This is a genomic window from Stenotrophomonas sp. Nf1 (genome assembly GCF_003028475.1).
Lineage (GTDB): Bacteria > Pseudomonadota > Gammaproteobacteria > Xanthomonadales > Xanthomonadaceae > Stenotrophomonas.
The window spans coordinates 1-20,398 of sequence record NZ_PYTV01000007.1 but is presented as its reverse complement, the minus strand read 5'-3'; the positions used below and the strand labels follow the sequence as shown (position 1 = coordinate 20,398).

General features: G+C 66.8%; 18 protein-coding genes and 2 rRNA genes. 5 read left to right on the top strand and 15 right to left on the bottom strand.

What is annotated here, in order from left to right:
- Position 1: 1 nt before the first annotated feature.
- The 3 genes from C9412_RS13535 to C9412_RS13525 form a co-directional block, all read right to left on the bottom strand.
- A complete protein-coding gene (locus tag C9412_RS13535) occupies positions 2–1,165 on the bottom strand; it encodes a COX15/CtaA family protein (RefSeq protein ID WP_107232107.1) in 1,164 nt (387 codons plus the stop codon).
- 10 nt (positions 1,166–1,175) lie between these two features.
- Positions 1,176–1,745 carry a hypothetical protein gene (locus tag C9412_RS13530; protein ID WP_107232106.1) on the bottom strand — a complete coding sequence of 190 codons (570 nt, stop codon included), beginning with the start codon at positions 1,743–1,745 and terminating at the stop codon, positions 1,176–1,178.
- A 98-nt stretch (positions 1,746–1,843) separates the two neighbouring features.
- A complete protein-coding gene (locus C9412_RS13525; protein WP_107232105.1) occupies positions 1,844–2,560 on the bottom strand; it encodes an SURF1 family protein in 717 nt (238 codons plus the stop codon).
- A 57-nt stretch (positions 2,561–2,617) separates the two neighbouring features.
- Between C9412_RS13525 and C9412_RS13520 the strand changes: the two genes are divergently transcribed.
- On the top strand, positions 2,618–2,836 hold the full coding sequence (locus C9412_RS13520; RefSeq protein WP_107232104.1) for a twin transmembrane helix small protein: 219 nt from the start codon (positions 2,618–2,620) through the stop codon (positions 2,834–2,836).
- Between the two features lie 20 nt (positions 2,837–2,856).
- On the opposite strand, the gene C9412_RS13515 is transcribed toward C9412_RS13520, so the two are convergent.
- From C9412_RS13515 to C9412_RS13490, 6 genes are read right to left on the bottom strand one after another with little or no spacing between them, the layout of a single operon-like run.
- Positions 2,857–3,732: a cytochrome c oxidase subunit 3 gene (locus C9412_RS13515; RefSeq protein WP_107232103.1), complete on the bottom strand. Its 876-nt coding sequence runs from the start codon at positions 3,730–3,732 to the stop codon at positions 2,857–2,859.
- Between the two features lie 13 nt (positions 3,733–3,745).
- On the bottom strand, positions 3,746–4,336 hold the full coding sequence (locus C9412_RS13510; RefSeq protein WP_107232102.1) for a cytochrome c oxidase assembly protein: 591 nt from the start codon (positions 4,334–4,336) through the stop codon (positions 3,746–3,748).
- A complete protein-coding gene (locus C9412_RS13505) occupies positions 4,333–4,539 on the bottom strand; it encodes a hypothetical protein (RefSeq protein ID WP_107232101.1) in 207 nt (68 codons plus the stop codon). The genes C9412_RS13510 and C9412_RS13505 overlap by 4 nt, the downstream gene beginning before the upstream one ends.
- A gap of 8 nt (positions 4,540–4,547) precedes the next feature.
- Complete coding sequence (gene ctaD / locus C9412_RS13500; RefSeq protein ID WP_107232100.1) at positions 4,548–6,155, bottom strand: cytochrome c oxidase subunit I; 1,608 nt, start codon at positions 6,153–6,155, stop codon at positions 4,548–4,550.
- 59 nt (positions 6,156–6,214) lie between these two features.
- Positions 6,215–7,171: a cytochrome c oxidase subunit II gene (coxB, locus tag C9412_RS13495; RefSeq protein WP_107232099.1), complete on the bottom strand. Its 957-nt coding sequence runs from the start codon at positions 7,169–7,171 to the stop codon at positions 6,215–6,217.
- Positions 7,172–7,182: 11 nt separating this feature from the next.
- Positions 7,183–7,659, bottom strand: a complete 477-nt coding sequence (locus tag C9412_RS13490; RefSeq protein ID WP_107232098.1) for a DUF2244 domain-containing protein — start codon at positions 7,657–7,659, stop codon at positions 7,183–7,185.
- A 274-nt stretch (positions 7,660–7,933) separates the two neighbouring features.
- Between C9412_RS13490 and putA the strand changes: the two genes are divergently transcribed.
- On the top strand, positions 7,934–11,152 hold the full coding sequence (gene putA, locus C9412_RS13485) for a bifunctional proline dehydrogenase/L-glutamate gamma-semialdehyde dehydrogenase PutA (protein WP_107232097.1): 3,219 nt from the start codon (positions 7,934–7,936) through the stop codon (positions 11,150–11,152).
- Positions 11,153–11,270: 118 nt separating this feature from the next.
- Here the strand turns inward: putA and pnuC are convergent, their stop codons facing one another.
- Together pnuC and C9412_RS13475 are read right to left on the bottom strand one after the other, a co-directional pair.
- Positions 11,271–11,843, bottom strand: coding sequence for a nicotinamide riboside transporter PnuC (gene pnuC, locus C9412_RS13480; RefSeq protein ID WP_107232096.1), 573 nt, complete (start codon positions 11,841–11,843; stop codon positions 11,271–11,273).
- 138 nt (positions 11,844–11,981) lie between these two features.
- Positions 11,982–13,409 carry an outer membrane protein transport protein gene (locus C9412_RS13475; protein ID WP_107232095.1) on the bottom strand — a complete coding sequence of 476 codons (1,428 nt, stop codon included), beginning with the start codon at positions 13,407–13,409 and terminating at the stop codon, positions 11,982–11,984.
- A gap of 230 nt (positions 13,410–13,639) precedes the next feature.
- Between C9412_RS13475 and C9412_RS13470 the strand changes: the two genes are divergently transcribed.
- Positions 13,640–14,332, top strand: coding sequence for a rhomboid family intramembrane serine protease (locus C9412_RS13470; protein ID WP_107232094.1), 693 nt, complete (start codon positions 13,640–13,642; stop codon positions 14,330–14,332).
- Positions 14,333–14,416: 84 nt separating this feature from the next.
- Here C9412_RS13470 and C9412_RS13465 read toward each other — a convergent pair whose 3' ends face one another.
- Positions 14,417–15,853, bottom strand: coding sequence for a S41 family peptidase (locus C9412_RS13465; protein ID WP_107232093.1), 1,437 nt, complete (start codon positions 15,851–15,853; stop codon positions 14,417–14,419).
- A 108-nt stretch (positions 15,854–15,961) separates the two neighbouring features.
- Positions 15,962–17,176, bottom strand: a complete 1,215-nt coding sequence (locus C9412_RS13460) for a peptidoglycan DD-metalloendopeptidase family protein (protein WP_258190254.1) — start codon at positions 17,174–17,176, stop codon at positions 15,962–15,964.
- A 179-nt stretch (positions 17,177–17,355) separates the two neighbouring features.
- On the opposite strand from C9412_RS13460, the gene C9412_RS13455 reads away from it, so the two are divergent.
- Complete coding sequence (locus C9412_RS13455) at positions 17,356–18,018, top strand: hypothetical protein (protein ID WP_107232091.1); 663 nt, start codon at positions 17,356–17,358, stop codon at positions 18,016–18,018.
- Between the two features lie 87 nt (positions 18,019–18,105).
- Positions 18,106–19,821 (top strand): M28 family metallopeptidase, encoded by a 1,716-nt coding sequence (locus C9412_RS13450; RefSeq protein ID WP_107232090.1) that lies wholly within the window; start codon positions 18,106–18,108, stop codon positions 19,819–19,821.
- Between the two features lie 242 nt (positions 19,822–20,063).
- Here C9412_RS13450 and rrf (C9412_RS13445) read toward each other — a convergent pair.
- Positions 20,064–20,178, bottom strand: a 5S ribosomal RNA gene (gene rrf, locus C9412_RS13445).
- 132 nt (positions 20,179–20,310) lie between these two features.
- A 5S ribosomal RNA gene (gene rrf / locus C9412_RS13440) occupies positions 20,311–20,398 on the bottom strand; the annotation flags it as partial.

The window sequence follows — 20,398 nt, the reverse complement described above, 5'->3', positions numbered from 1 at the left end:
ATCAGTCCGGGGCACGCAGGCGGGCCAGCAGGCTGACCAGCACGAACAACAGGGCAACGGCCACGCCGTTGTGGGCAACGGCCACTTCCAGCGGCAGCGCCAGCTTCACATTGAGGATGCCGAGCGTGACCTGCAGCACCAGCAGCGCGATCAGCGCGCTGGCCCAGCCACGCATGCTCGGCAGGCGGAACAGCCGCACGCCCAGCCACAGCAGGTAGACCGCCACCACCACCGCGAACAGGCGGTGCGCCATCTGGATGGCGATACGGGAGGCGCCGTCCAGCACGCCCCCCTCGTAGTCGACGCCGATACCGCGCCACAGGGTGAAGCCTTCGGCGAAGTTGTGCTGCGGCCACCACTGGTTGGCGCAGCGCGGGAAGTTGTCCATCGACAGGCTGCCACCGCCACAGGCCAGTGCGGCGTAGTTGGCGCTGACCCAGCCGCCCAGTGCGATCTGGGTGACCAGCACCGCCACGCCAACACGCAGCAGCCACTTCAGCTTCGGTGCTTCGGCCAGGGTGATCGGCACATGCGTGGCACGCCAGGCCATCCACACCAGCAGGCCGAACATCAGCATGCCGCCCAGCAGGTGGCCCATCACCACGATGGGTTTGAGCAGCAGGGTCACCGTCCACATGCCCAGCAGGGCCTGGAAGATCACCACCGCCAGGGTCAGCAGCGCAGCGCGCGCCAGGTCGATGTTGCTCCAGCGCAGCGCAGCGATCAGCAGGATCGCCTCGCCGATCAATGCCAGGGCGCTGGCCGTGCCATGCCAGCCCATCATGTACAACGGTATGCCGGCGGCCACCAGTACGCAGGCGGTCACCACCGCCGTGCTTCCGAAGCGTCGCTTGCGTGTGGCCAGCAGGGCCAGGGTCAGGATCTCGATGCCCAGCGCACCGGCCAGGAAGCGGTGCACCTGCTCACGCCAGGCCTTGTGGGTCTCCAGCGGGCGGATCTCCGCAGCCGGGTGGCCGACGGTCTCCTCGATGTGCTGCGGCCAGGTGGCGCGGCCATAGCAGGTCGGCCAGTCCGGGCAGCTCAGGCCGGCATCGGACAGGCGCACGAAGGCGCCGAACATGATCGTGCTCGCGGTCATGATCATGGCGAACCACGCCAGGCGGTGGAAATTGCGGTGCAGCGCCGGACGCGCGGAAAGGCTCATCAAACGGGACTCACTTCAGTTTCAGCAACGTGGCCATGTCCTTGCGCAGGCCACCGAGGTCGGAACCCGGGGCATGGCGCATGATCACGAAGCCGTTCGGATCGATCACGTAGACCGGCAGTCCCGCCGGATCATCGACGCCCGGCAACGCCGCGCGCAGGGCGGGCGACGGAGCCAGCGGCCGCAGCGCGGGCAGCGAGGCGATCGACGCCGGTGGCGTTCCCAGCCACAGGATCTCGACATTATCGGCGTTATGGCCGAACAGCTGCCACACCTTGCCCAGTCCCTGCGACAAAGTGACGCACTGCGCGTCGCAAGCCCCGGATGGCGCCACCAGCAGGCGCCAGGTGCGTGCCTCGGGGTTCCACGGATAGGCCTGGCCATTGGCCAGGGTCGGTGCCTGCTGGCGCAGGTCCACCGGCGGCTTCAGCAACTGGCCGGCATTACGGTGCCCGGTCGGCTGCCAGCCGGAGAAACGCAACACGGCGGCCAGCGCCATCGCGCCGAAGAACACGGCAAACAGCAGCACCAGGGTCCGGCGGCCGGAGCCGCGCGCCTGCGGGGACGTAGCAGTGTTCATGCGGGGCATTTTCTCATGGTTGGGTGGGGGATGCGGGTGTGGTGCCGGCCGCTGGCCGGCAATCCCTCGGATTCCTGGATGCCGGCCGGCGGCCGGCACTACCGGGCGATGGGCCGTCTCCTGCGCCGCTCCAGCACCAGCGCCACCACCAGTACGGTCAGGGCCAGCCCGAACCACTGCACGGCATAGCCCAGATGGCGTTGCGGCGGCAGTGTGTTGGGCAGCAGGTCCAGGTCGCGCTCGTCGCCGAACGGCAGTGCCGGGTCCAGCCGCAGCACCCGCTCTGGCAGCGCTCGCAGTCCCAGCGCGCGGGCCAGGCCTTCGGCGGGCAGACGGCTGGCCAGCCAGCGGCCCGCTTCTCCGGTGGCGGAGAATGCGGGACCCAGTGCCAATCCGGCCGCCGGTGGCGGTGCCAGCAGCCCGCGCACCGCCACCGGCGAGGGCGGCGGCGGCAGCTGGGGCAACGTGCGGTCCGGCGGCAGCGCGCGCCATCCCAGGTCGACCAGCAGCACGCTGCCATCGTCACTGCGGAACGGGCGATAGATCTTCACGCCGGCGCGGCCATGCCGGGTCTGGTTGTCCAGCAGCACCACGCCGGGCAGGAAGCGGCCGTGATCGGCCACACCGTGCAACGCACCAGGCGCTGCCAGGGCCTGCGCCAGCGACAGTACCTGCGCTGCAGCTGGACCTTGTGCATCCAACATCGCCTGTTTGGCATGCATGCGCTGCAGCTGCCACAGCCCCAATGCGGTGAAAGCGGCCATCGCCAGCACGGCCAGCAGCCATCCAATCACGCGTGTGTGCTGCCGCATCATGACAAGTCCGCGCAAACGCGGTCAGATAGGCGCATCCACCCTGCCCTCGAGCCGCGCATGAGTGATTCGCTGAAGACCCTGCTGGTAATCGCGTTTCTGATCGTCATCGTCTGGAATCTGGGCGCCGGCCTGTACTACCTGCTGGTCGACCGTGGCCAGACCAAACGCACGGTCAACGCACTGACGCGCCGCATCGCGGTGTCTGTCGCACTGATCGCACTGGTGATCGTGAGCATCTACATGGGCTGGATCAAGCCGCACGGCATCGGCGGCTGAGGCCACCGATGCGTGCGTGATCAAAGCACGTAGACAAACAGGAACAGCATCAGCCACACCACGTCGACGAAGTGCCAGTACCACGCGGCGGCTTCAAAACCGAAATGGTTGTCGCGGGTGAAGTGCCCCTTGGCCGAGCGCAGCCACATCACGATCAGCATGATCGTGCCCAGCAGCACGTGCGCGCCGTGGAAGCCGGTCAGCATGAAGAACGTCGAACCGTAGATGCCCGAGCCGAGCGTCAGGTTCAGTTCCTTGTAGGCGTGGATGTACTCCTCCGCCTGCAGGGTCAGGAAGCCCAGGCCCAGCACCACGGTCAGGCCCAGCCAGATCAGCAGCTGGCGGCGGTTGCCGGCCTTCAGCGCGTGATGGGCGATGGTCAGGGTCACGCCAGAGGTCAGCAGGATCAGCGTGTTGATCAGCGGCAGGCCCCAGGCCGGAATGGTCTGGAACGCACCGCCGATCGCGGCCGGGCCGTTGGTTGGCCAGCCGGCCGAATAGCCCTGCCAGAGCAGCTCGTTGGTCATCACCCCGCGGCCTTCGCCGCTGAGCCAGGACAGGCCCAGGTTGCGGGTGTAGAACAACGCGCCGAAGAAGGCACCGAAGAACATCACCTCGGAGAAGATGAACCAGACCATGCCCATCCGGAATGAGCCATCCACCTGGCGGTTGTAATGGCCCGCCTGCGATTCGCGCACCACGTCGCTGAACCACCAGAACAGGGTCAGCACCAGCATCGCGATGCCGATATAGAAGGTCCAGCGTCCCCAGCTGGCATCGTTGAGCCAGCTGGCCACGCCGACCATGGTCACCATCATCGCGATGGAACCCACGAACGGCCATTTGCTCTGGGCCGGAACGAAGTACACGTTGGCGTCGGTCGGTGTCTGGGCCATGTCGGTATCCGGGTCAGGGTGCGGCGTGCGCGCCTTCCGAGGTGGCGGCCGGGGCCAGCCGATCGGACAGCGCGTCGTTGCGGTAGAAGGTGTAGGACAAGGTGATCGTCTTGATTTCCGGCGGCAGGTCCGGATCGACGATGAAGCGCACCGGCATGTCGCGCTTCTCGCCGGCCTGCAGCGTCTGCGCAGTGAAACAGAAGCATTCGGTCTTGCTGAAGAAGCCCGACGCACGCGCCGGCGCCACCGATGGCACCGCGCTGCCGACCACCGCAGCCGTGCTGTCGTTGCGGGCGAAGTACAGTGCCTCGTTGAGTTCACCCGGCACCACGTCCATGGTCAGCTGCTCGGGATGGAACGACCACGGCAGGCGCGAATTCACCCCGCCATCGAATTCCACCCGCACGGTGCGCTTGCCCGCGGCGGCGCCGGTGCTGGCTTCACTGCCCGGGCCACGCTCCAGGCGCACGCCGAACACCTTCTCGCAGGCGATGCGGTACAGCGGCACCAGCGAGAAGGTCAGCAGGAACACCGCCACCGCCACGCCGATCAGGCGCGGCAGCCCGGCGCTGGGTGACGGTGTGCTGGCCGGTGCCTCGCTCATCGGCCGATCACTCCACTGAGGATGAAGCCGGCGTAGACCAGCACCGCGATCGCGCCGACCCAGGCGGCGGTGCGCCGGGCGCGCTGGCGTTGCTGTTCGACGCCGTTGCTCTCGCCCTGGTAGAGCCGACCGCTGGTCGGCTGCTTTTCGTCAGCCGAGCATGGCTCGGCTCTACAGGTTTGCAGGGGGCTTTCGTTATGCATGCCCCACCTCAATGCGTGATGTCGTCATGCGCCAGGTCCCCCGGGCGGATGGTCGGCGGCGTGGTGAAGGTATGTGCCGGTGCCGGCGACGGCAGCGTCCACTCCAGGCCCCGCGCGCCTTCCCAGCTTCGGGCCTCGGCCTTCTCGCCATTGCGCAGCGAGGACAGCAGGATCGCGGCCATCATGAACGGCGTGACGAACATACCGAACGCACCGATCGAACTGATCAGGTTCCAGTCGGCAAACGCCACGCTGTAATCGGGAATGCGGCGCGGCATGCCGGCCAGGCCGAGGAAGTGCTGCGGGAAGAACAGCAGGTTGACGAACACGATCGACCACCAGAAGTGCACCTTGGCCCACTTCTCGCTGTACATGCGCCCGGTCCACTTCGGCCACCAGTAGTACACCGCGGCAATCAGCGCAAACACCGCACCGGTCACCAGCACGTAGTGGAAGTGGGCGACCACGAAATACGTATCGTGGTACTGGAAATCCGCTGCCACGATGGCCAGCATCAGCCCGGAGAAACCGCCGATGGTGAACAGGATGACGAAGGCCACCGACCACAGCATCGGCGCTTCGAAGGTCAACGAGCCGCGCCACATCGTGCTGACCCAGTTGAACACCTTCACCCCGGTCGGGATCGAGATCAGCATGGTGGCGAACATGAAGTAGATCTCGCCGCCCAGCGGCATGCCCACGGTGAACATGTGGTGGGCCCAGACGATGAACGACAGGAAGGCGATCGCCGCCGTGGCGTAGACCATGGCCTGATAGCCGAACAGCGGCTTGCGGCTGAAGGTGGGGATGATCTCGCTGACCACGCCGAAGGCGGGCAGGATCATGATGTAGACCTCGGGGTGCCCGAAGAACCAGAAGATGTGCTGGTACATCACGGGGTCACCGCCACCGGCGGCGTTGAAGAAGCTGGTACCGAAGAACTTGTCGGTCAGCAGCATGGTTACCGCACCGGCCAGCACCGGCATCACCGCAATCAGCAGGAACGCGGTGATCAGCCAGGCCCAGCAGAAGATCGGCATCTTCAGCAGGTCGATGCCCGGCGCGCGCATGTTGAGCACGGTGGCGATGATGTTGATTGCGCCCATGATCGAGCTGATGCCGGCCACGTGGATGGCGAACACGCTGAAGGCCACGTTGTAGCCGCCCTGCAGCGACAGTGGCGGGTACAGCGTCCAGCCACCGGCCGGTGCACCACCGGGCAGGAACAGGGTCAACAACAGCAGGCTGAAGGCCACCGGCAGCAGCCAGAACGACCAGTTGTTCATGCGCGGCAGGGCCATGTCCGGCGCGCCGATCTGCAGCGGGATCATCCAGTTGGCCAGGCCTACGAAGGCCGGCATCACGCCGCCGAAGATCATCACCAGCGCATGCACGGTGGTCATCTGGTTGAAGAACTCAGGCTTGACGAACTGCAGGCCCGGCTGCGCCAGCTCGGCACGGATCACCACACTCATCGCCGCGCCGATGATGAACATGATGAAGCTGAAACCCAGGTACAGCGTGCCGATGTCCTTGTGGTTGGTCGAGAAGAACCAACGCTCGAAGAAGCCCGGATGGTGATGGTGATCGTCGTGCCCAACTGCCGAGTGCGCCATTGCAAAACACCTCTCAGAATCGGTTGTCACCGCGGCCGCAGGCGGCCACGGGCTTTACATCACGCGCCGCTGGCCGCGGTGGCAGGTGCGTTGCCGGCTTCAGCCGCCGCCGGGGCGGCCGGTGCCTCGGCGGCCGGTGCAGCAGGTTCTGCCGGTGCCGCAGGGGCCGCCGGTGCTGCGGGCGGTGCCGGCTTGCGCTGCGCCAGCCACCGCTTGAAGTCTTCCTTGGACACCGCCTCGACCACGATCGGCATGAAGCCGTGGTCCTTGCCGCACAGTTCGGCGCACTGCCCGCGGTACACGCCCGGCTGCTCGATGCTGGTCCAGGCCTCGTTGATGAAACCGGGGATGGCGTCCTGCTTCCAGCCCAGCGCCGGCACCCACCAGGCGTGGATCACGTCGTCGGAGGTGATGACGAAGCGCACCTTGGTATCGACCGGCAGCACCAGCCGGTTGTCCACGTCCAGCAGATAGTGCGGATGGCTCTCGCGGGTGGGCACCACGCCGCTCTGCCGCACGCGGTCGGACTCGCGGTCCAGGCGGCTGGTGAAGGTGACGTTCTCGCCGAGGTACTCGTACTTCCACATCCACTGGTAGCCGGTGACCTTCACCGTCATCTCGGCATCGCGGGTGTCGTACATCTTGATCAGGTTGGCCGTGGCCGGCCATGCCATCACGATCAGGATGATCACCGGGATCACCGTCCAGATGACCTCGGCCTTGGTGTTGTGGCTGAAGGTGGCTGCCACTGCGCCCTTGGACTTGCGGAACTTGAACATCGCATAGGCCATCGCGCCGAACACGATGACGCCGATGACCGTGCAGACGATCAGCGAGAGATTGTTCGATTCCCAGGCCAGGCGCGAGGTCTGGGTCACCCCCTTGCCCATGTTCAGCTGCCACGGCTTGGGATCGGCCGCCTGGGCCCAGGCCAACGCCGGCATCAGTCCCCCGGTCGCCAGTATTGCGGCGACCGCATTCACGCACTTCGTGCCCCACCTGCTGCTTTGCTTCATTGCCTAGACCCTTAGCGTCGTCGGTTGCCGCCATCGCTGGCGGCGAGCAAGCTTTCAAGTGTCTCTGCGAGCGTCTGACGTTCGGCCGGCGCGAGGAAACTCCCCACCTCCACCTGCCGGCCGCTGGATGCCAGCCGGACCCTCTCATCGTCGGTGAGCAGGCGCACCCAGTGGGGGTGAGCCCGGAACACCGGCAATCCACCGGGTACGGGGATGACCTCCACGTACGCCGGCACTACCCGGATCTCCTCCTGCCGTTCACCACTGCGCCACAAGGCACGCAGGGCCGCCGCCAGCACCAGGCTGTACAGCAGCGCGAACAGGGGGGCGAATGCATTGCCGGCCAACCACCCGAGGGCGGACACCAGCCACATCGCACCGGCCAACACGGTGAACAACAGGACGAACTGCCGGGCATCGAGCGCCCGTGGGGGACGCAGCCGCAGCTGCGTACCTGACCCATCCGGAGCTGGAAGCACCTCGATCATGTCGCAACCGCGTTCCTGCCGCGGGAAACGTCTCGATGGTAGCCCCGCCCTCTCGCCGGTAGCAAGGGTGCATTCACACTTTTTCCGATGCTGCAACACAGCATGAGGTCGGCGGCGCGAATGACGAATTCAGCATAAATATGGCCGGGTTTGCTGAACACGCCGAATCCACCACCGTTAGGGGCTATCAGCCCTTCATGAAGGTGTCTGCGGGGCACTTCCGAAGGGCGCAAAAATGATTAAAATCGCCAAGTTTTCCACTGGCCGGACCGGCATGAACGCACCCTCCTCCTCCCCTGCCGCCAGCGACGCCCCGCGTCCCGGCGCGCTGCTGTCGCCGGAACTGCCGGCGTCCCCCAACCCGTTCCGCCAGGCCATCACCGATGCCTGGTTGAAGGACGAGGCCAGCCATGTGCGCGAGCTGCTGGCGCAGGCCCGCCTGCCCGCCGAGGAACAGGCCCGGGTGCAGGCGCTGGCCGCCGACCTGGTCGGCCGCGTGCGCGTGCGCGCCAAGGACCAGGGCGCGATCGAAGCCTTCATGCGCCAGTACGATCTGGGCAGCGAGGAAGGCGTGCTGCTGATGTGCGTGGCCGAGGCGCTGCTGCGCATTCCCGACCAGGACACCGCCGACAAGCTGATCCGCGACAAGCTGGCCGATGCCGACTGGGAAAAGCACCTGGGCGGCAGCGACTCGGTGCTGGTCAACGCCTCCACCTGGGGCCTGATGCTGACCGGCAAGCTGGTGCAGATGAACGATGCCACCCGCGCCGATGCGCCCAGCGCGTTCAAGCGCCTGGTCGGCCGCGTCGGTGAGCCGGTGGTGCGCCTGGCCGTGCGCCAGGCGATGAAGATCATGGGCCACCAGTTCGTGATGGGCCGCACCATCAGCGAAGCGCTGTCGCGCTCGCACAAGGGCGACAACGCCAGCTACCGCTATTCGTTCGACATGCTGGGCGAAGGCGCGCTGACCATGAAGGACGCGCTGCGCTACCTGGAAGACTACCGTCGTGCGATCCATGCCATCGGCGGCGATCACAAGGCACGCGGCGGCCGTCCGGACGGCGACGTCAACAACGCGCCGGGCATCTCGATCAAGCTGTCGGCGCTGTACCCGCGCTACGAGCACGCCAAGCGCGAGCGCGTGCTGAAGGACCTGGTGCCGGGCGTGCTGGAACTGGCACAGCTGGCCAAGAGCTACGGCATCGGCTGCACCGTCGACGCCGAAGAGTCCGACCGCCTGGAACTGTCGCTGGACATCATCGAGCAGGTGTTCTCCGATGCCTCGCTGGCCGGCTGGGATGGCTTCGGCGTGGTCGTGCAGGCCTACCAGAAGCGCACCCCGTACACGATCGATCATCTGGCCGACATGGCACGCCGCGCCGGTCGTCGCCTGCAGGTGCGCCTGGTCAAGGGCGCTTATTGGGATGCCGAGATCAAGCGCGCGCAGATCGAAGGCTATCCGGGCTACCCGGTGTTCACCCGCAAGCAGAACACCGACGTGTCCTACCTGGCCTGCGCCAAGCGTCTGTTCACCCATGCCGATGCGATCTACCCGATGTTCGCCACGCACAACGCGCACACCATTGCCGCAGTGCGCAGCATCGCCAACGGCGGCGTGTACGAACACCAGAAGCTGCACGGCATGGGCGACGACCTGTACGCCGAAGTGGTGCCGGCCGACCGCCTGGGCCTGCCCTGCCGCGTGTACGCACCGGTCGGTTCGCACGAAGACCTGCTGCCGTACCTGGTGCGCCGCCTGCTGGAGAACGGCGCCAACTCCAGCTTCGTCAACCGCATCACCGACGAGCGCGTGCCGATTGCCGACCTGATCCGCGATCCGGTCGAGATGGTGTCCTCGTTCGCCTCAATCCCCCACCCGAAGATCCCGCTGCCGGTTGACCTGCTGCGCAGCCAGAACCACGACAGGAAGAACTCCATGGGCGCCAACCTCGCCAACGACAACGAACTGCGCGCCCTGGCCGAGCAGATCAACGCGGCTGTGAAGCCTTGGCAGGCCGCCCCGCTGGTGCCGGGTGCCAACCCGGCCGGCGCCGCGCTGCCGGTGACCAACCCGGCCGACACCCGCGAAGTGGTCGGCCAGTGGCTGGCCGCCGATGCCGCCACCGTGCAGAAGGCCCTGGCCAATGCCGTGGCCGCGCAGCCGGCCTGGAACCGCACCCCGGCCGCCAGCCGCGCCGCCATCCTCGAGCACGCCGCCGACCAGCTGGAAGCGCGCATGCCCGAGTTCATGGCGCTGTGCGTGAAGGAAGCCGGCAAGAGCCTGCCCGACAGCATCGCCGAAGTGCGCGAAGCGGTGGACTTCCTGCGCTACTACGCCAAGCAGGCGCGCGAGCAGTTCAGCCACGCCGAGAAGCTGCCGAGCCCGACCGGTGAATCCAACGAACTGCAGCTGCACGGCCGCGGCGTGTTCGTCTGCATCAGCCCGTGGAACTTCCCGCTGGCGATCTTCCTGGGCCAGGTGGCCGCCGCACTGGCCGCCGGCAACAGCGTCATCGCCAAGCCGGCCGAGCAGACCAACCTGATCGGCTACTACGCGGTGAAGCTGCTGCACGACGCCGGCGTGCCGGCCGAGGTGGTGCAGTACCTGCCGGGCGACGGCGCCACCGTCGGCGCCGCACTGACCGCCGACCCGCGCGTGGCCGGCGTCGCCTTCACCGGCTCCACCGAGACCGCCCGTGCGATCAACCGCGCGATGGCCGCACGTGATGCCGCCATCGGCGTGCTGATCGCCGAGACCGGCGGCCAGAACGCTTTCATCGCCGACTCCTCGGCGCTGCCGGAACAGCTGGTCAAGGACGCGATCGGTTCGGCCTTCACCTCCGCCGGCCAGCGTTGCTCGGCCGCGCGCGTGCTGTTCGTGCAGGACGACATCGCCGACAAGGTGATGACCATGCTGGCCGGCGCGATGAAGGAACTGAAGGTCGGCAACCCCGGCCTGCTGTCCACTGACGTCGGCCCGGTGATCGATGCCGACGCGCTGAAGATCCTGCAGGACCACGCCGCGCGCATGGACCGCGAAGCACGTCTGATCGCCGCCGCCGAGCTGTCCACCGAAGCCGCCAACGGCACCTTCTTCGCGCCGCGTGCGTATGAACTGAAGGACCTGGGCCAGCTGCAAAAGGAAATCTTCGGGCCGGTCCTGCACGTGATCCGCTGGAAGGGCGACCAGCTGGATGCGGTGATCGACCAGATCAACGCCACCGGCTACGGCCTGACCCTGGGCGTGCATTCGCGCATCGACGAGACCGTTGACCGCATCAGCAACGGCGTCCACGTCGGCAACGTCTACGTCAACCGCAACCAGATCGGTGCGGTGGTCGGCGTGCAGCCGTTCGGCGGCCAGGGCCTGTCCGGCACCGGCCCGAAGGCCGGCGGCCCGCACTACCTGCTGCGTTTCGCCACCGAAAAGACGGTGACGGTGAACACCACCGCCGCCGGCGGCAACGCCTCGCTGCTGACCCTGGGCGACTGATCCCAGGCGTCATGCGGTAAACGAAAAACCCCGCGAACGCGGGGTTTTTTGTGTCTTGCCCGTTGTAGAGCCGAGCCATGCTCGGCTTCAACGGTACAGCCGAGCATGGGGCTCGGCTCTACACGCGCATCAGCTTGCGCCAATGGCGCAGCGCCACCAGCGCATTGATCCAGAAGCCCACGTACAGGATCGAGGTCAGGTGCAGGCCGCGGCTGTAATACAGCGGCACCGCAATGGTGTTGACCAGCAGCCACACCCACCACGACTCCAGCTTGCGCCGCATCATCAGGATCTGCGCGATCACGCTCAGCACCAGCACCGCCGAATCGACGTACGGCGCATAGGCATGGGTCAGGCGGGTCAGCATCCAGCCGTAGCCGAAGGTAGCCACCACCGCCAGCGGCGCCAGCCAGGCCCACGCGCGCGGCCGCAGCGCGGTGATCGGCAGCGGCGCACCATGATCGCCCCGCAGCCACTGCCACCAGCCCAGCACGCTGATGGCGATGAAGAAGAACTGCAGCACCATGTCCGCGTAAAGGTGCGAACGCTCGAACACCGCAGCGAACAGCGCGCAGCCGACGATGCCCAACCACCAGGTGTGCACGTTGTTGCGGCCGGCCAGCAGGATCGAGCCGGCGACGGCGATGTTGGCGGCCAGCTCCAGCTGGAAGTTCGGGTCGGACAGGTTCATCGCCCTATTGTCGAGGATCGGCAACCCGGATAGCGCACCCGGTAGATCCACGCCACGCGTGGATGCCCTGGCGCGGCACAAAAAAAAGGCCCCGCTTACGCGGGGCCTCCTTCGTACTGCCTCAGGCAATCGCCCGAATCAGAACTTGTACTGCATCGAAGCAGCCAGCACGTCGCCGCTGACCTTGTACTTGCCGGTCACGGTGTTGGCGGTGGCCGAGGTCGAGTTGACGTTCGGATCCTTGGTGAACAGGTGGGTGTAGCCCACGCTGTATTCCATCTTCTCCGACGGTGCGTAGGTCAGACCCAGCGACAGCCACTTGCGGGTGGTGTCCGGCACGCGCACGTCGCGGTGGGCGTCGGTGGTCGGGGTCTGGTCATAGGCCAGACCGCCGCGCAGGGTCAGCTTCTCGTTCATGCGGTACTCGGTACCGATCGACGCGAAGGTGGTGTCGCGGTAGTGGAACGGCAGCACGCTGTCCGGCTGGTTGGAATCATAGTCGACGGTGACCTGGTCGAACTTGCTCCACGCGGTGCGCGAGACGTCGGCCATGATCTTCCACTGGTCGTTCACGCGGTGGGTCACGCTGACGGTGGCGCTGGCCGGCAGGGTGATGGTGGCGCGACCGTTGCTGTCGACGAAGGTGCCCGGAGCCGCAGTCCGCAGGAACTGCTCCGCGGCCGGCGTCATGGTGAAGTCAGCCTTGCCGTCGGTGATCTTGTGTTCGACTTCCGAGCGGTAGCTGAAGGCGATGTTGGTGCCTTCCACCGGGGTGACGGTCATGCCCAGGGTGTAGCCCACGGACACTTCATCGCCCTTGATGCGCAGGTAGCCATCGGCGGTACCCGGCGAGAAGCCGAGCTGGGCCGCCTGACGGCCGGCGGCCTGGGCGGCAGCGGCGGCCTGGGCCGGGGTGCGGCCAGCGGCCAGCGCAGCGGCAGCAGCGCGCTGCTGGGCGCTGGCATTGATCGCGGTGCCACCGTCAACGGCGCTGGTCAGGTCAACGTTCAGGCGCTCGGCGAACACCGAGGCACCGAACGACAGGTACGGGTTGACGTCGTAGGAGAACGCCACGCCCAGGTCGATCGCCTGCAGTTCGGTCTTGACGCCGTTGTAGCGGCCGACCCAGTCACGGTCGTATTCGGTCTTGAAGCCGAACGGCACGGTCAGCGAGGCACCGAAGTGCATGTTGTCGTTCTCGCCGAACGGCAGGTGGAAGTAGGCAGCCGGAACCGGGGCGATCATGCCGGCGTCGCCGCCGTTGCCACCGGAAATCGGAGCGCCGTTGGCGTACTTGCCCTGGCCACGGAACTTGGCGCCGAAGCTGATGGCGCTGACGTCGCCCTGCAGCATGGTGCCGTCGAGCAGGCGCATGGAGGCCGGGTTGGTGGCAACCACCGAGGCATCGCCTTCGGCGGAGGTGGAGCCGGCGAACGCGCGGCCCAGGCCCTTGGCACTGTTTTCCTTCAGCTGGAAGGCGGCGGCGTTGGCGTCAGCGGCGGCCAGCGCACCGGCAACGCCGACGGCCAGCAGGGTCAGACGGGCAATGGTGGAAGCGGTTTGCATCGTAGTTCTCTCTCTCCGGTAAGCGGTGATGTTGCTCTGAGTGCGCCTGCGCCCGACCAGCCCCGGAGGGCCCTTCGGAGCGCGCCGGATTCCCCTCCCGACATACGACGCCGTATGCGAGTATTACCCAGAGCTGTTAATGAAACAATAACAGCGCCGGCGCTTTTTCCGTCTCAAAAGCTGAACAGGACAATCCCCGCCCCAGGCGCCGTCACGCTAGGCTACTGCCCATGTTCGTCTCCCTCCCGTCGCGCAAGAAGACGGCCCTGCGCTGGGCCACGCCCGTGCTTTTTGCGTCACTGTGGCTGGCGTTCCTGTGGTCGATCTCGCGCCCGGACGATGCCCGCAGCAGTCTCTGGCTGGACTGGGGCGCGCTGTCCACCGGCCTGACCCACCCGCTGGACTGGTGGGCGACCCTGCAGGACGGCAGCGTGCTGCGCCTGTTCACCGCCCTGTTCCTGCACGCGGACTGGTCGCACCTGCTGGGCAACCTGGTCTTCCTGTTGATCTTCGGTCTGCCGGCCGAACGCGTACTGGGGCCGTGGCGGTTGCTGCTGCTGTTCCTGGTCGGCGGCGCGGTGTCCAACCTGGTGGCGATCTACACCATGGGCAGCCCGGACCAGATCATCATCGGCGCCAGCGGCGCCGTCTCGGCGTTGATCGGCGCCTATCTGGCCCTGTTCCCGGGCGCTCGGCTGGGCGTGGTCATTCCGCTCGGCCTGTTCCTGGAGTTCGTGCGCGCCCCGGCCTACCTGTTGATCGGCGTGTGGGCGGCGCTGCAGGTGGTGTTCGCCCATATCGGCCCCAGCTTCGGCATGGTGGCCTGGTGGGCGCACATCGGCGGCTTCGTGTTCGGCGTGGTGTACGGGGTCTACGTGCGGGCGGCGATCGCCCGTCGGCTGCGCAAGCGGCACGGGTTCTGACCGCCCCGGTAGTGCCGGCCGCTGGCCGGCAACGTTTCCTTGTTCCCCCCTTGGGCGGACGCCGGGCATGGCCCGGCGCTACCGTCAGGGCTTGGCCGGCACCGGAGCGGGCTTGGCTTCCGGCTTGGCTTCCGGCTTGGCTTCCGGCTTCGCTGCTGCGGCCTTTGCGGCCTTGGCTGCGTCCGCCTTGGCCGCTTCGGCCTTCAGGCGTGCCGCCACCGAACCCGGGTTCTTCAGTTCGGCCAGCGCGTCGTTGATCGGACCGTCGCCCGGCAGCACCGCGCCGGCGCGGTAGCCCTCGGTGCCTTCATCATCACCGCGCAGATGGCCCGGCAGGGTAGCTTCGCTGTAGTCGCTGAGGCTGGCCGGCAACGCATCGTCGGCTGGCGTGGCGGCCGGCTTCAATTCAACATCCGGCACGATGCCGGTGGCCTGGATCGACTTGCCGCTGGGCGTGTAATAGCGCGCCGTGGTCAACTTCACCGAATCCCCGTTGTCCAGCGGCAGCACGGTCTGCACCGAGCCCTTGCCGAAGGTGCGGCTGCCAACCACGCGCGCGCGCTTGTTGTCGCGCAGCGCGCCGGCCAGCACTTCCGAGGCACTGGCCGAACCCGCATCGGCCAGCACCACCACCGGTGCGCCCTTCAACAGGTCGCCCGGGGTCGCATCGAAGCGCGCATCGCTGATGCTGATACGGCCACGGGTGCTGACGATGTTGCCCTTCTCGAGCAGATCGTCGGCCACCTGTACGGCGGCAGTCAGCAGGCCGCCCGGGTTGCTGCGCAGATCGAGCACCAGGCCCTTGAGCTGGCCACCGGACTGCTTCTGCAGCTGCTGCACGTGCTTCTGGAAGTCCGAACCGGTGTCGGCCTGGAAGGTGCTCAGGCGGATGTAGCCATAGCCCGGCTCCAGCAGGCGGCTGCGCACGCTGGTCACGCGGATGGTCTGGCGGGTCAGGCTGACATCGAACGGTTTGGGCTTGCCGTCGCGCACGATGGTCAGCACCACCTTGCTGCCGGCCGGGCCGCGCAGCGGTTCACTGGCATCGATGGCGCTGATCGGCTTGCCGTCGATGGCGATGATCAGGTCGCCGGCCAGAATGCCGGCCTTGGCTGCCGGCGTGTCGTCAATCGGCGAGATCACCTTCATGCTGGCGTTGTCCGGCTGCTGCTGCAGCTCCACGCCAATGCCTTCATAGGCGCCGTTGGCCTGCTCGTCGAAGGCCTGCGCATCTTCCTTGTTGAAATAGGTGCTGTGCGGATCGAGGTCGAGCAGCAGGCCGCGCACCGCCGACTGCATCAGCTTCTTGTCATCGACCGGATCGACATAGGCCGCGCGCACGGCGTTGTACACAGCCACGAAGCGGCGGATCTCTTCCAGCGGCACCTTCGAGGTCACCGCCTCCTCGCTGTTCGCCGCCTGCCCACTGGTTTCCTGGGCCGGGGCGGGCGCGGTCTGCTGCGCCCAGGACAGCGCCGGCAACAGGGCCAGCAAAAGGGTGGCGGTACGGGCTGCGCGCATGGATCACTCCTGTCGACGGTGGCATCGTGCCCAAGGCACATGCCGCGATTATGCGCGAAGCACAGCTAAATTCCCGTTGAATCCGCAACGCTGGCAGCGGGGCCAGGTTCAGCGCCGCTGCAGCCAGCTGTCCGGGTTGACCGGCTGCCCGCCGCGACGCAGCTCGAAGTACAGCGCCGTGACGCCCTGCCCGCCGGAATTGCCAACCTTGGCCACGGCATCGCCGCGGCTGACCCGGGCCCCGGCGTCCTTCAGCAGCGTGTCGTTGTGCGCGTACAGGCTCATGTAGCCATTGCCGTGGTCAACGATCAGGATCATGCCGTAGCCGGTCATCCAGTCGGAGAACACCACGGTGCCATCGGCCACCGCCGTGACGGTACTGCCGGCCGGTGCACCGATCAGCACACCGCTGCTGGTACGGCCATCGGGCAGCTTGCCGCCGTAGCGGGCCAACAGATTGCCCGACAGCGGCCAGCCCAGGCCCCCGACCTTCGGCGCCGGGGCCGAAGCCACCGCAGGCGGCACCTTGGTCGGCGGTGGTGGACGCCCTTCCGCCTTCGCCTGCCGCGCGGCCTTCTCGGCGGCCGCCTTCTCCGCTGCCGCGCGACGAGCCGCAGCACGGCGTTCGGCTTCGGCACGGGCCGCAGCGGCACGCAGATTGGCCAGCAAGGTTTCCAGCGCCTTGGCATCCTGGCCCAGCGCCTGTTCCTTCTCGCGCCGGTCCTTGAAGCGCTCGTCCAGCGAGGCCACGGTCTGCGCGCGATCGCGACGATCGGCCGCCAGCGTCGCCGCCTGCTGCTTCTGGTCGCGCTGGGTGCCCTGCAGCTTCTGCTGGTGCTCGGCAATCTGCGTCTGCAGCCCTTCCAGTTCCTTCAGGTCGGCGGTCAGCGTGGTGATGCGCTGCGCCCGCTCGCGCTGCAGGTAGCGGTGATAGGCCAGCGCACGGTTGGCATCGGCCACGGTGTCCTGTGACAGCAACAGCTTCAGCGGTGCATGGCTGCCCAGCTGGTAGGCCGCACGCAGCAGGCCGGCCAGCTCGCGATGCTGCTGGGCCAGATTGGCCTGCAGGCTGCTGCGGCGGCGCTCGGCCTCGACCAGTGCCTGGTTCTGCTCGCGCAGTGCCGTTTCGGTCTGTGCCAGTGCCCGGCCACTGCGGGCCACCTTCTCGTCGGCCTCGCGCAGTTGCCGCGACGCCTGCCCACGCTGCCCTTCGATCTGCCGCCGTTCCTGCGCGACATCCTTCAGCTCGTTGCGCAGCTTCTGCAGCTTGCGCTCGGTCTCACGGGTGGTCTGTGCGGCACCGGGAAGGGGCACGGCCAGCATCAGGGCCAGACCCAACAACAGCCAGCGCCCGCCACGGGCTGCGGCGATGTGAGGTTGGCGTGATGGGAAGACGTTGTCGCGCAAGGGCTTTCCAGTGACTTCAGGCAGTTGCAGGGGGTACCGGGGAATGGTGACATCTCCGCACGCGGCCTGCCAGCCGCACTTCCATCGAGGGCGCCATGAACACTCTTTCCATTCCGTTGCTGTTGGGCGTATTGCTGGTCGCCACGCCGGTGGCGGCGCAGGACAACATCAGCAAGGTCAACGGCAGCATCAGCGCCGAACCCGGCCAGCGCTACGGCAAGCTGGACACCGTCAACGGCGGCATCCGGGTTGGCGAAGGCGTCGAGACCGGCAGCATCGACACCGTCAACGGCGGGGTGAAGGTCGCCGACCGCGCCCGCACCGGCAAGATCGAGACCGTCAACGGCGGCGTGCGGCTGGGCCGTGAGGTGATCGCCAACGGCAGCGTCAGCACCGTCAACGGCAGCATCTTCGCCGACCGCGGCAGCCAGATCGAAGGCGGTGTCGAGACCGTCAACGGCGGTATCGGCCTGGTCGAGAGCCGCATCGGCAAGGACGTGGAGACCGTCAACGGTGACATCACCGTCGGCATCGGATCACAGGTCAACGGCGGTGTGCATGTGCGCAAGCCGAACTTCAGCGTCTCGCTGACCGCCAGCCGCAAGCCGCGCGTGATTGTCGGCCCCAATGCCGTGGTCAACGGTCCCCTGCAGTTCGAGCGTGAAGTGGTGCTGTATGTACACCGCACCGCGCGGATCGGGCCGGTCACCGGCGCCGAACCGATCCCGTTCGACACCGAAACCGCCCCGGCGGACTGAGCGCACCGGCCCTCCCAGGTTCGGTGATACTCGCTGACACCGGTCGCGCAAGGCGTGCGGCCGCCCTTTGTTTCCCAGGAATCGACGATGCCCCGCAAACTCCTCCTGTGCCTGGCCGCTGCGGCCGCGCTCAGTGCCTGCAAAGGCGAAGACACTCCGGCACCCGCGCCGGCCACCGACGCCGCCGCCGCCACCACCAAGCCGGCGGCCCATTCGTTCTCGCCGGAGATCAACGCCGGCGACTTCGCCGAGATGGTCAAGACCCTGGCCTCGGATGAGTTCGAAGGCCGCTCGCCGGGCAGCAAGGGCGAGGAACTGACGGTCAACTACATCCGCGACCAGATGCAGCGCATCGGCCTGCAGCCCGGCAACGGCGACAGCTGGTTCCAGGATGTACCGATGACCAAGACCACGGCCGATGCCTCGACCGTGTTGAAGATCACCCAGGGTGGCAAGACCACCGAGCTGAAGTTCGGCACCGACATGGTGGTCGGCACCCGCACCGGCCAGGCCGAAGTGAAGGTCGACGCCAGTGACCTGGTGTTCGTCGGCTACGGCGTCGATGCGCCGGAACAGAAGTGGAACGACTACGCCGGCCAGGACTGGAAGGGCAAGACGGTGGTCATGTTCGTCAACGACCCGGGCTTCCACGTCGATGACGCCAAGCTGTTCGACGGCAAGCGCATGACCTACTACGGGCGCTGGACCTACAAGTTCGAGGAAGCCGCGCGCAAGGGGGCTGCCGCCGCACTGATCGTGCACGACACTGCCGGCGCGTCCTATGGCTGGGACGTGGTGAAGAATTCCTGGGCCGGCCCGCAGTACGACCTGCCGGCCAAGGACGATCCGGATGCGCGCATCCCGGTGCAGGGCTGGCTGAGTGCCGACGCAGCCAAGGCGCTGTTTGCCGGTGCGGGCCTTGACCTGGCGCAGGCCTACAAGGACGCCAGCAAGCGTGGCTTCAAGCCGGTGTCGCTGAAGGCTACCGCTGCGGTTGATCTGAAGAGCCAGATTGCACAGAAGCAGTCGCGCAACGTGGTGGGCGTGCTGCCGGGCAGCAAGCGCGCCGATGAGGCCGTGCTGTACATGGCTCATTGGGATCACCTGGGCAAGCACGAGGGTGAGACCGGCGACAACATCTACAACGGCGCCGTCGACAATGCGACCGGCGTGGCCGGCATTCTCGAGGTGGCCGAGGCCATGGCCCACCAGGATCCCAAGCCGGAGCGTTCGGTGGTGTTCCTGGCCGTGACCCTGGAAGAGTCGGGCCTGCTGGGGTCGAAGTACTACGTCGCCCACCCGACCTTCCCGCTGGACAAGATTGCCGGTGTGATCAACATCGATGCGATGTCGGTGGCCGGCCGTGCCAAGGACGTAACGGTGACCGGTTTCGGCAGTTCGGAGCTGGAAGACATTCTCAAGCCGCTGGCCGCCGCACAGGACCGCACCCTGCACGGCGAGACCTCGGTGCAGAGCGGCTTCTACTTCCGTTCGGACCACTTCAACTTCGCCAAGGCCGGCGTGCCGGCGCTGTACGCCGATGGTGGCGAAGACCTGCGCGAGGGTGGCGTGGAGGCAGGTCGCAAGGCCGCTGCCGATTACGGTGCCAACCGTTACCACGGCCCGAAGGATGAGTTCGACGCTGCCACCTGGAAGCTGGACGGCACCGTGGAAGACCTGCAGCTGATGTATGGCGTCGGCAAGGAGCTGGCCGGCGGTGATCGTTGGCCGAACTGGTACGAGGGCAACCCGTTCAAGGCGGCCCGCGACGCGATGATGAAGGACAAGGCCCCGGCCAAGTAGAGTCGAGCTTGCTCGACTGACCAAGGTTCAGGCCTGAGCGGCGCCCCACGGGGCGCCGCTTTTTTTTGCGCGCTCCGCCATTGGTGGCTGCCAACCTTGGTTGGCACCTCTTTCCATCCACGCATGGGGTGGATCTACCCACTGTCGATCACCGGTAGTGCCGGCCGCTGGCCGGCAACCACGATCTTTCCTGCGCACAAAGAAAAACCCCGCTGCGTGAGCAGCGGGGTTTTGGGTGTAAACCCTGGCGATGACCTACTCTCGCATGGCTTGAGCCACACTACCATCGGCGCAGCTGCGTTTCACTTCCGAGTTCGGGATGGGATCGGGTGGTTCCACAGCGCTAATTTCACCAGGGAGACGGTTGCAGCGGCGCTTTCAGCGCCAGCTTCGCGATCTTGCCCTTGGGGCGGAAGGTATCCGGAAAAGCGATGCCTTCACTTAATAAGAAAAACCCCGCTGCGTGAGCAGCGGGGTTTTGGGTGTAAACCCTGGCGATGACCTACTCTCGCATGGCTTGAGCCACACTACCATCGGCGCAGCTGCGTTTCACTTCCGAGTTCGGGATGGGATCGGG

Excerpts from the sequence above, each read along its gene's own strand:
- C9412_RS13455 (WP_107232091.1), top strand. The coding sequence starts at position 17,356 with ATGAACACTCTTTCCATTCCGTTGCTGTTGGGCGTATTGCTGGTCGCC.
- C9412_RS13515 (WP_107232103.1), bottom strand. The coding sequence starts at position 3,732 with ATGGCCCAGACACCGACCGACGCCAACGTGTACTTCGTTCCGGCCCAG.
- C9412_RS13465 (WP_107232093.1), bottom strand. The coding sequence starts at position 15,853 with ATGCGCGCAGCCCGTACCGCCACCCTTTTGCTGGCCCTGTTGCCGGCG.
- coxB (WP_107232099.1), bottom strand. The coding sequence starts at position 7,171 with ATGAAGCAAAGCAGCAGGTGGGGCACGAAGTGCGTGAATGCGGTCGCC.
- C9412_RS13510 (WP_107232102.1), bottom strand. The coding sequence starts at position 4,336 with ATGAGCGAGGCACCGGCCAGCACACCGTCACCCAGCGCCGGGCTGCCG.
- C9412_RS13450 (WP_107232090.1), top strand. The coding sequence starts at position 18,106 with ATGCCCCGCAAACTCCTCCTGTGCCTGGCCGCTGCGGCCGCGCTCAGT.
- ctaD (WP_107232100.1), bottom strand. The coding sequence starts at position 6,155 with ATGGCGCACTCGGCAGTTGGGCACGACGATCACCATCACCATCCGGGC.
- C9412_RS13470 (WP_107232094.1), top strand. The coding sequence starts at position 13,640 with ATGTTCGTCTCCCTCCCGTCGCGCAAGAAGACGGCCCTGCGCTGGGCC.
- C9412_RS13525 (WP_107232105.1), bottom strand. The coding sequence starts at position 2,560 with ATGATGCGGCAGCACACACGCGTGATTGGATGGCTGCTGGCCGTGCTG.
- C9412_RS13505 (WP_107232101.1), bottom strand. The coding sequence starts at position 4,539 with ATGCATAACGAAAGCCCCCTGCAAACCTGTAGAGCCGAGCCATGCTCG.
- pnuC (WP_107232096.1), bottom strand. The coding sequence starts at position 11,843 with ATGAACCTGTCCGACCCGAACTTCCAGCTGGAGCTGGCCGCCAACATC.
- C9412_RS13460 (WP_258190254.1), bottom strand. The coding sequence starts at position 17,176 with ATGCTGGCCGTGCCCCTTCCCGGTGCCGCACAGACCACCCGTGAGACC.
- putA (WP_107232097.1), top strand. The coding sequence starts at position 7,934 with ATGAACGCACCCTCCTCCTCCCCTGCCGCCAGCGACGCCCCGCGTCCC.
- C9412_RS13530 (WP_107232106.1), bottom strand. The coding sequence starts at position 1,745 with ATGAACACTGCTACGTCCCCGCAGGCGCGCGGCTCCGGCCGCCGGACC.
- C9412_RS13490 (WP_107232098.1), bottom strand. The coding sequence starts at position 7,659 with ATGATCGAGGTGCTTCCAGCTCCGGATGGGTCAGGTACGCAGCTGCGG.
- C9412_RS13475 (WP_107232095.1), bottom strand. The coding sequence starts at position 13,409 with ATGCAAACCGCTTCCACCATTGCCCGTCTGACCCTGCTGGCCGTCGGC.
- C9412_RS13535 (WP_107232107.1), bottom strand. The coding sequence starts at position 1,165 with ATGAGCCTTTCCGCGCGTCCGGCGCTGCACCGCAATTTCCACCGCCTG.
- C9412_RS13520 (WP_107232104.1), top strand. The coding sequence starts at position 2,618 with ATGAGTGATTCGCTGAAGACCCTGCTGGTAATCGCGTTTCTGATCGTC.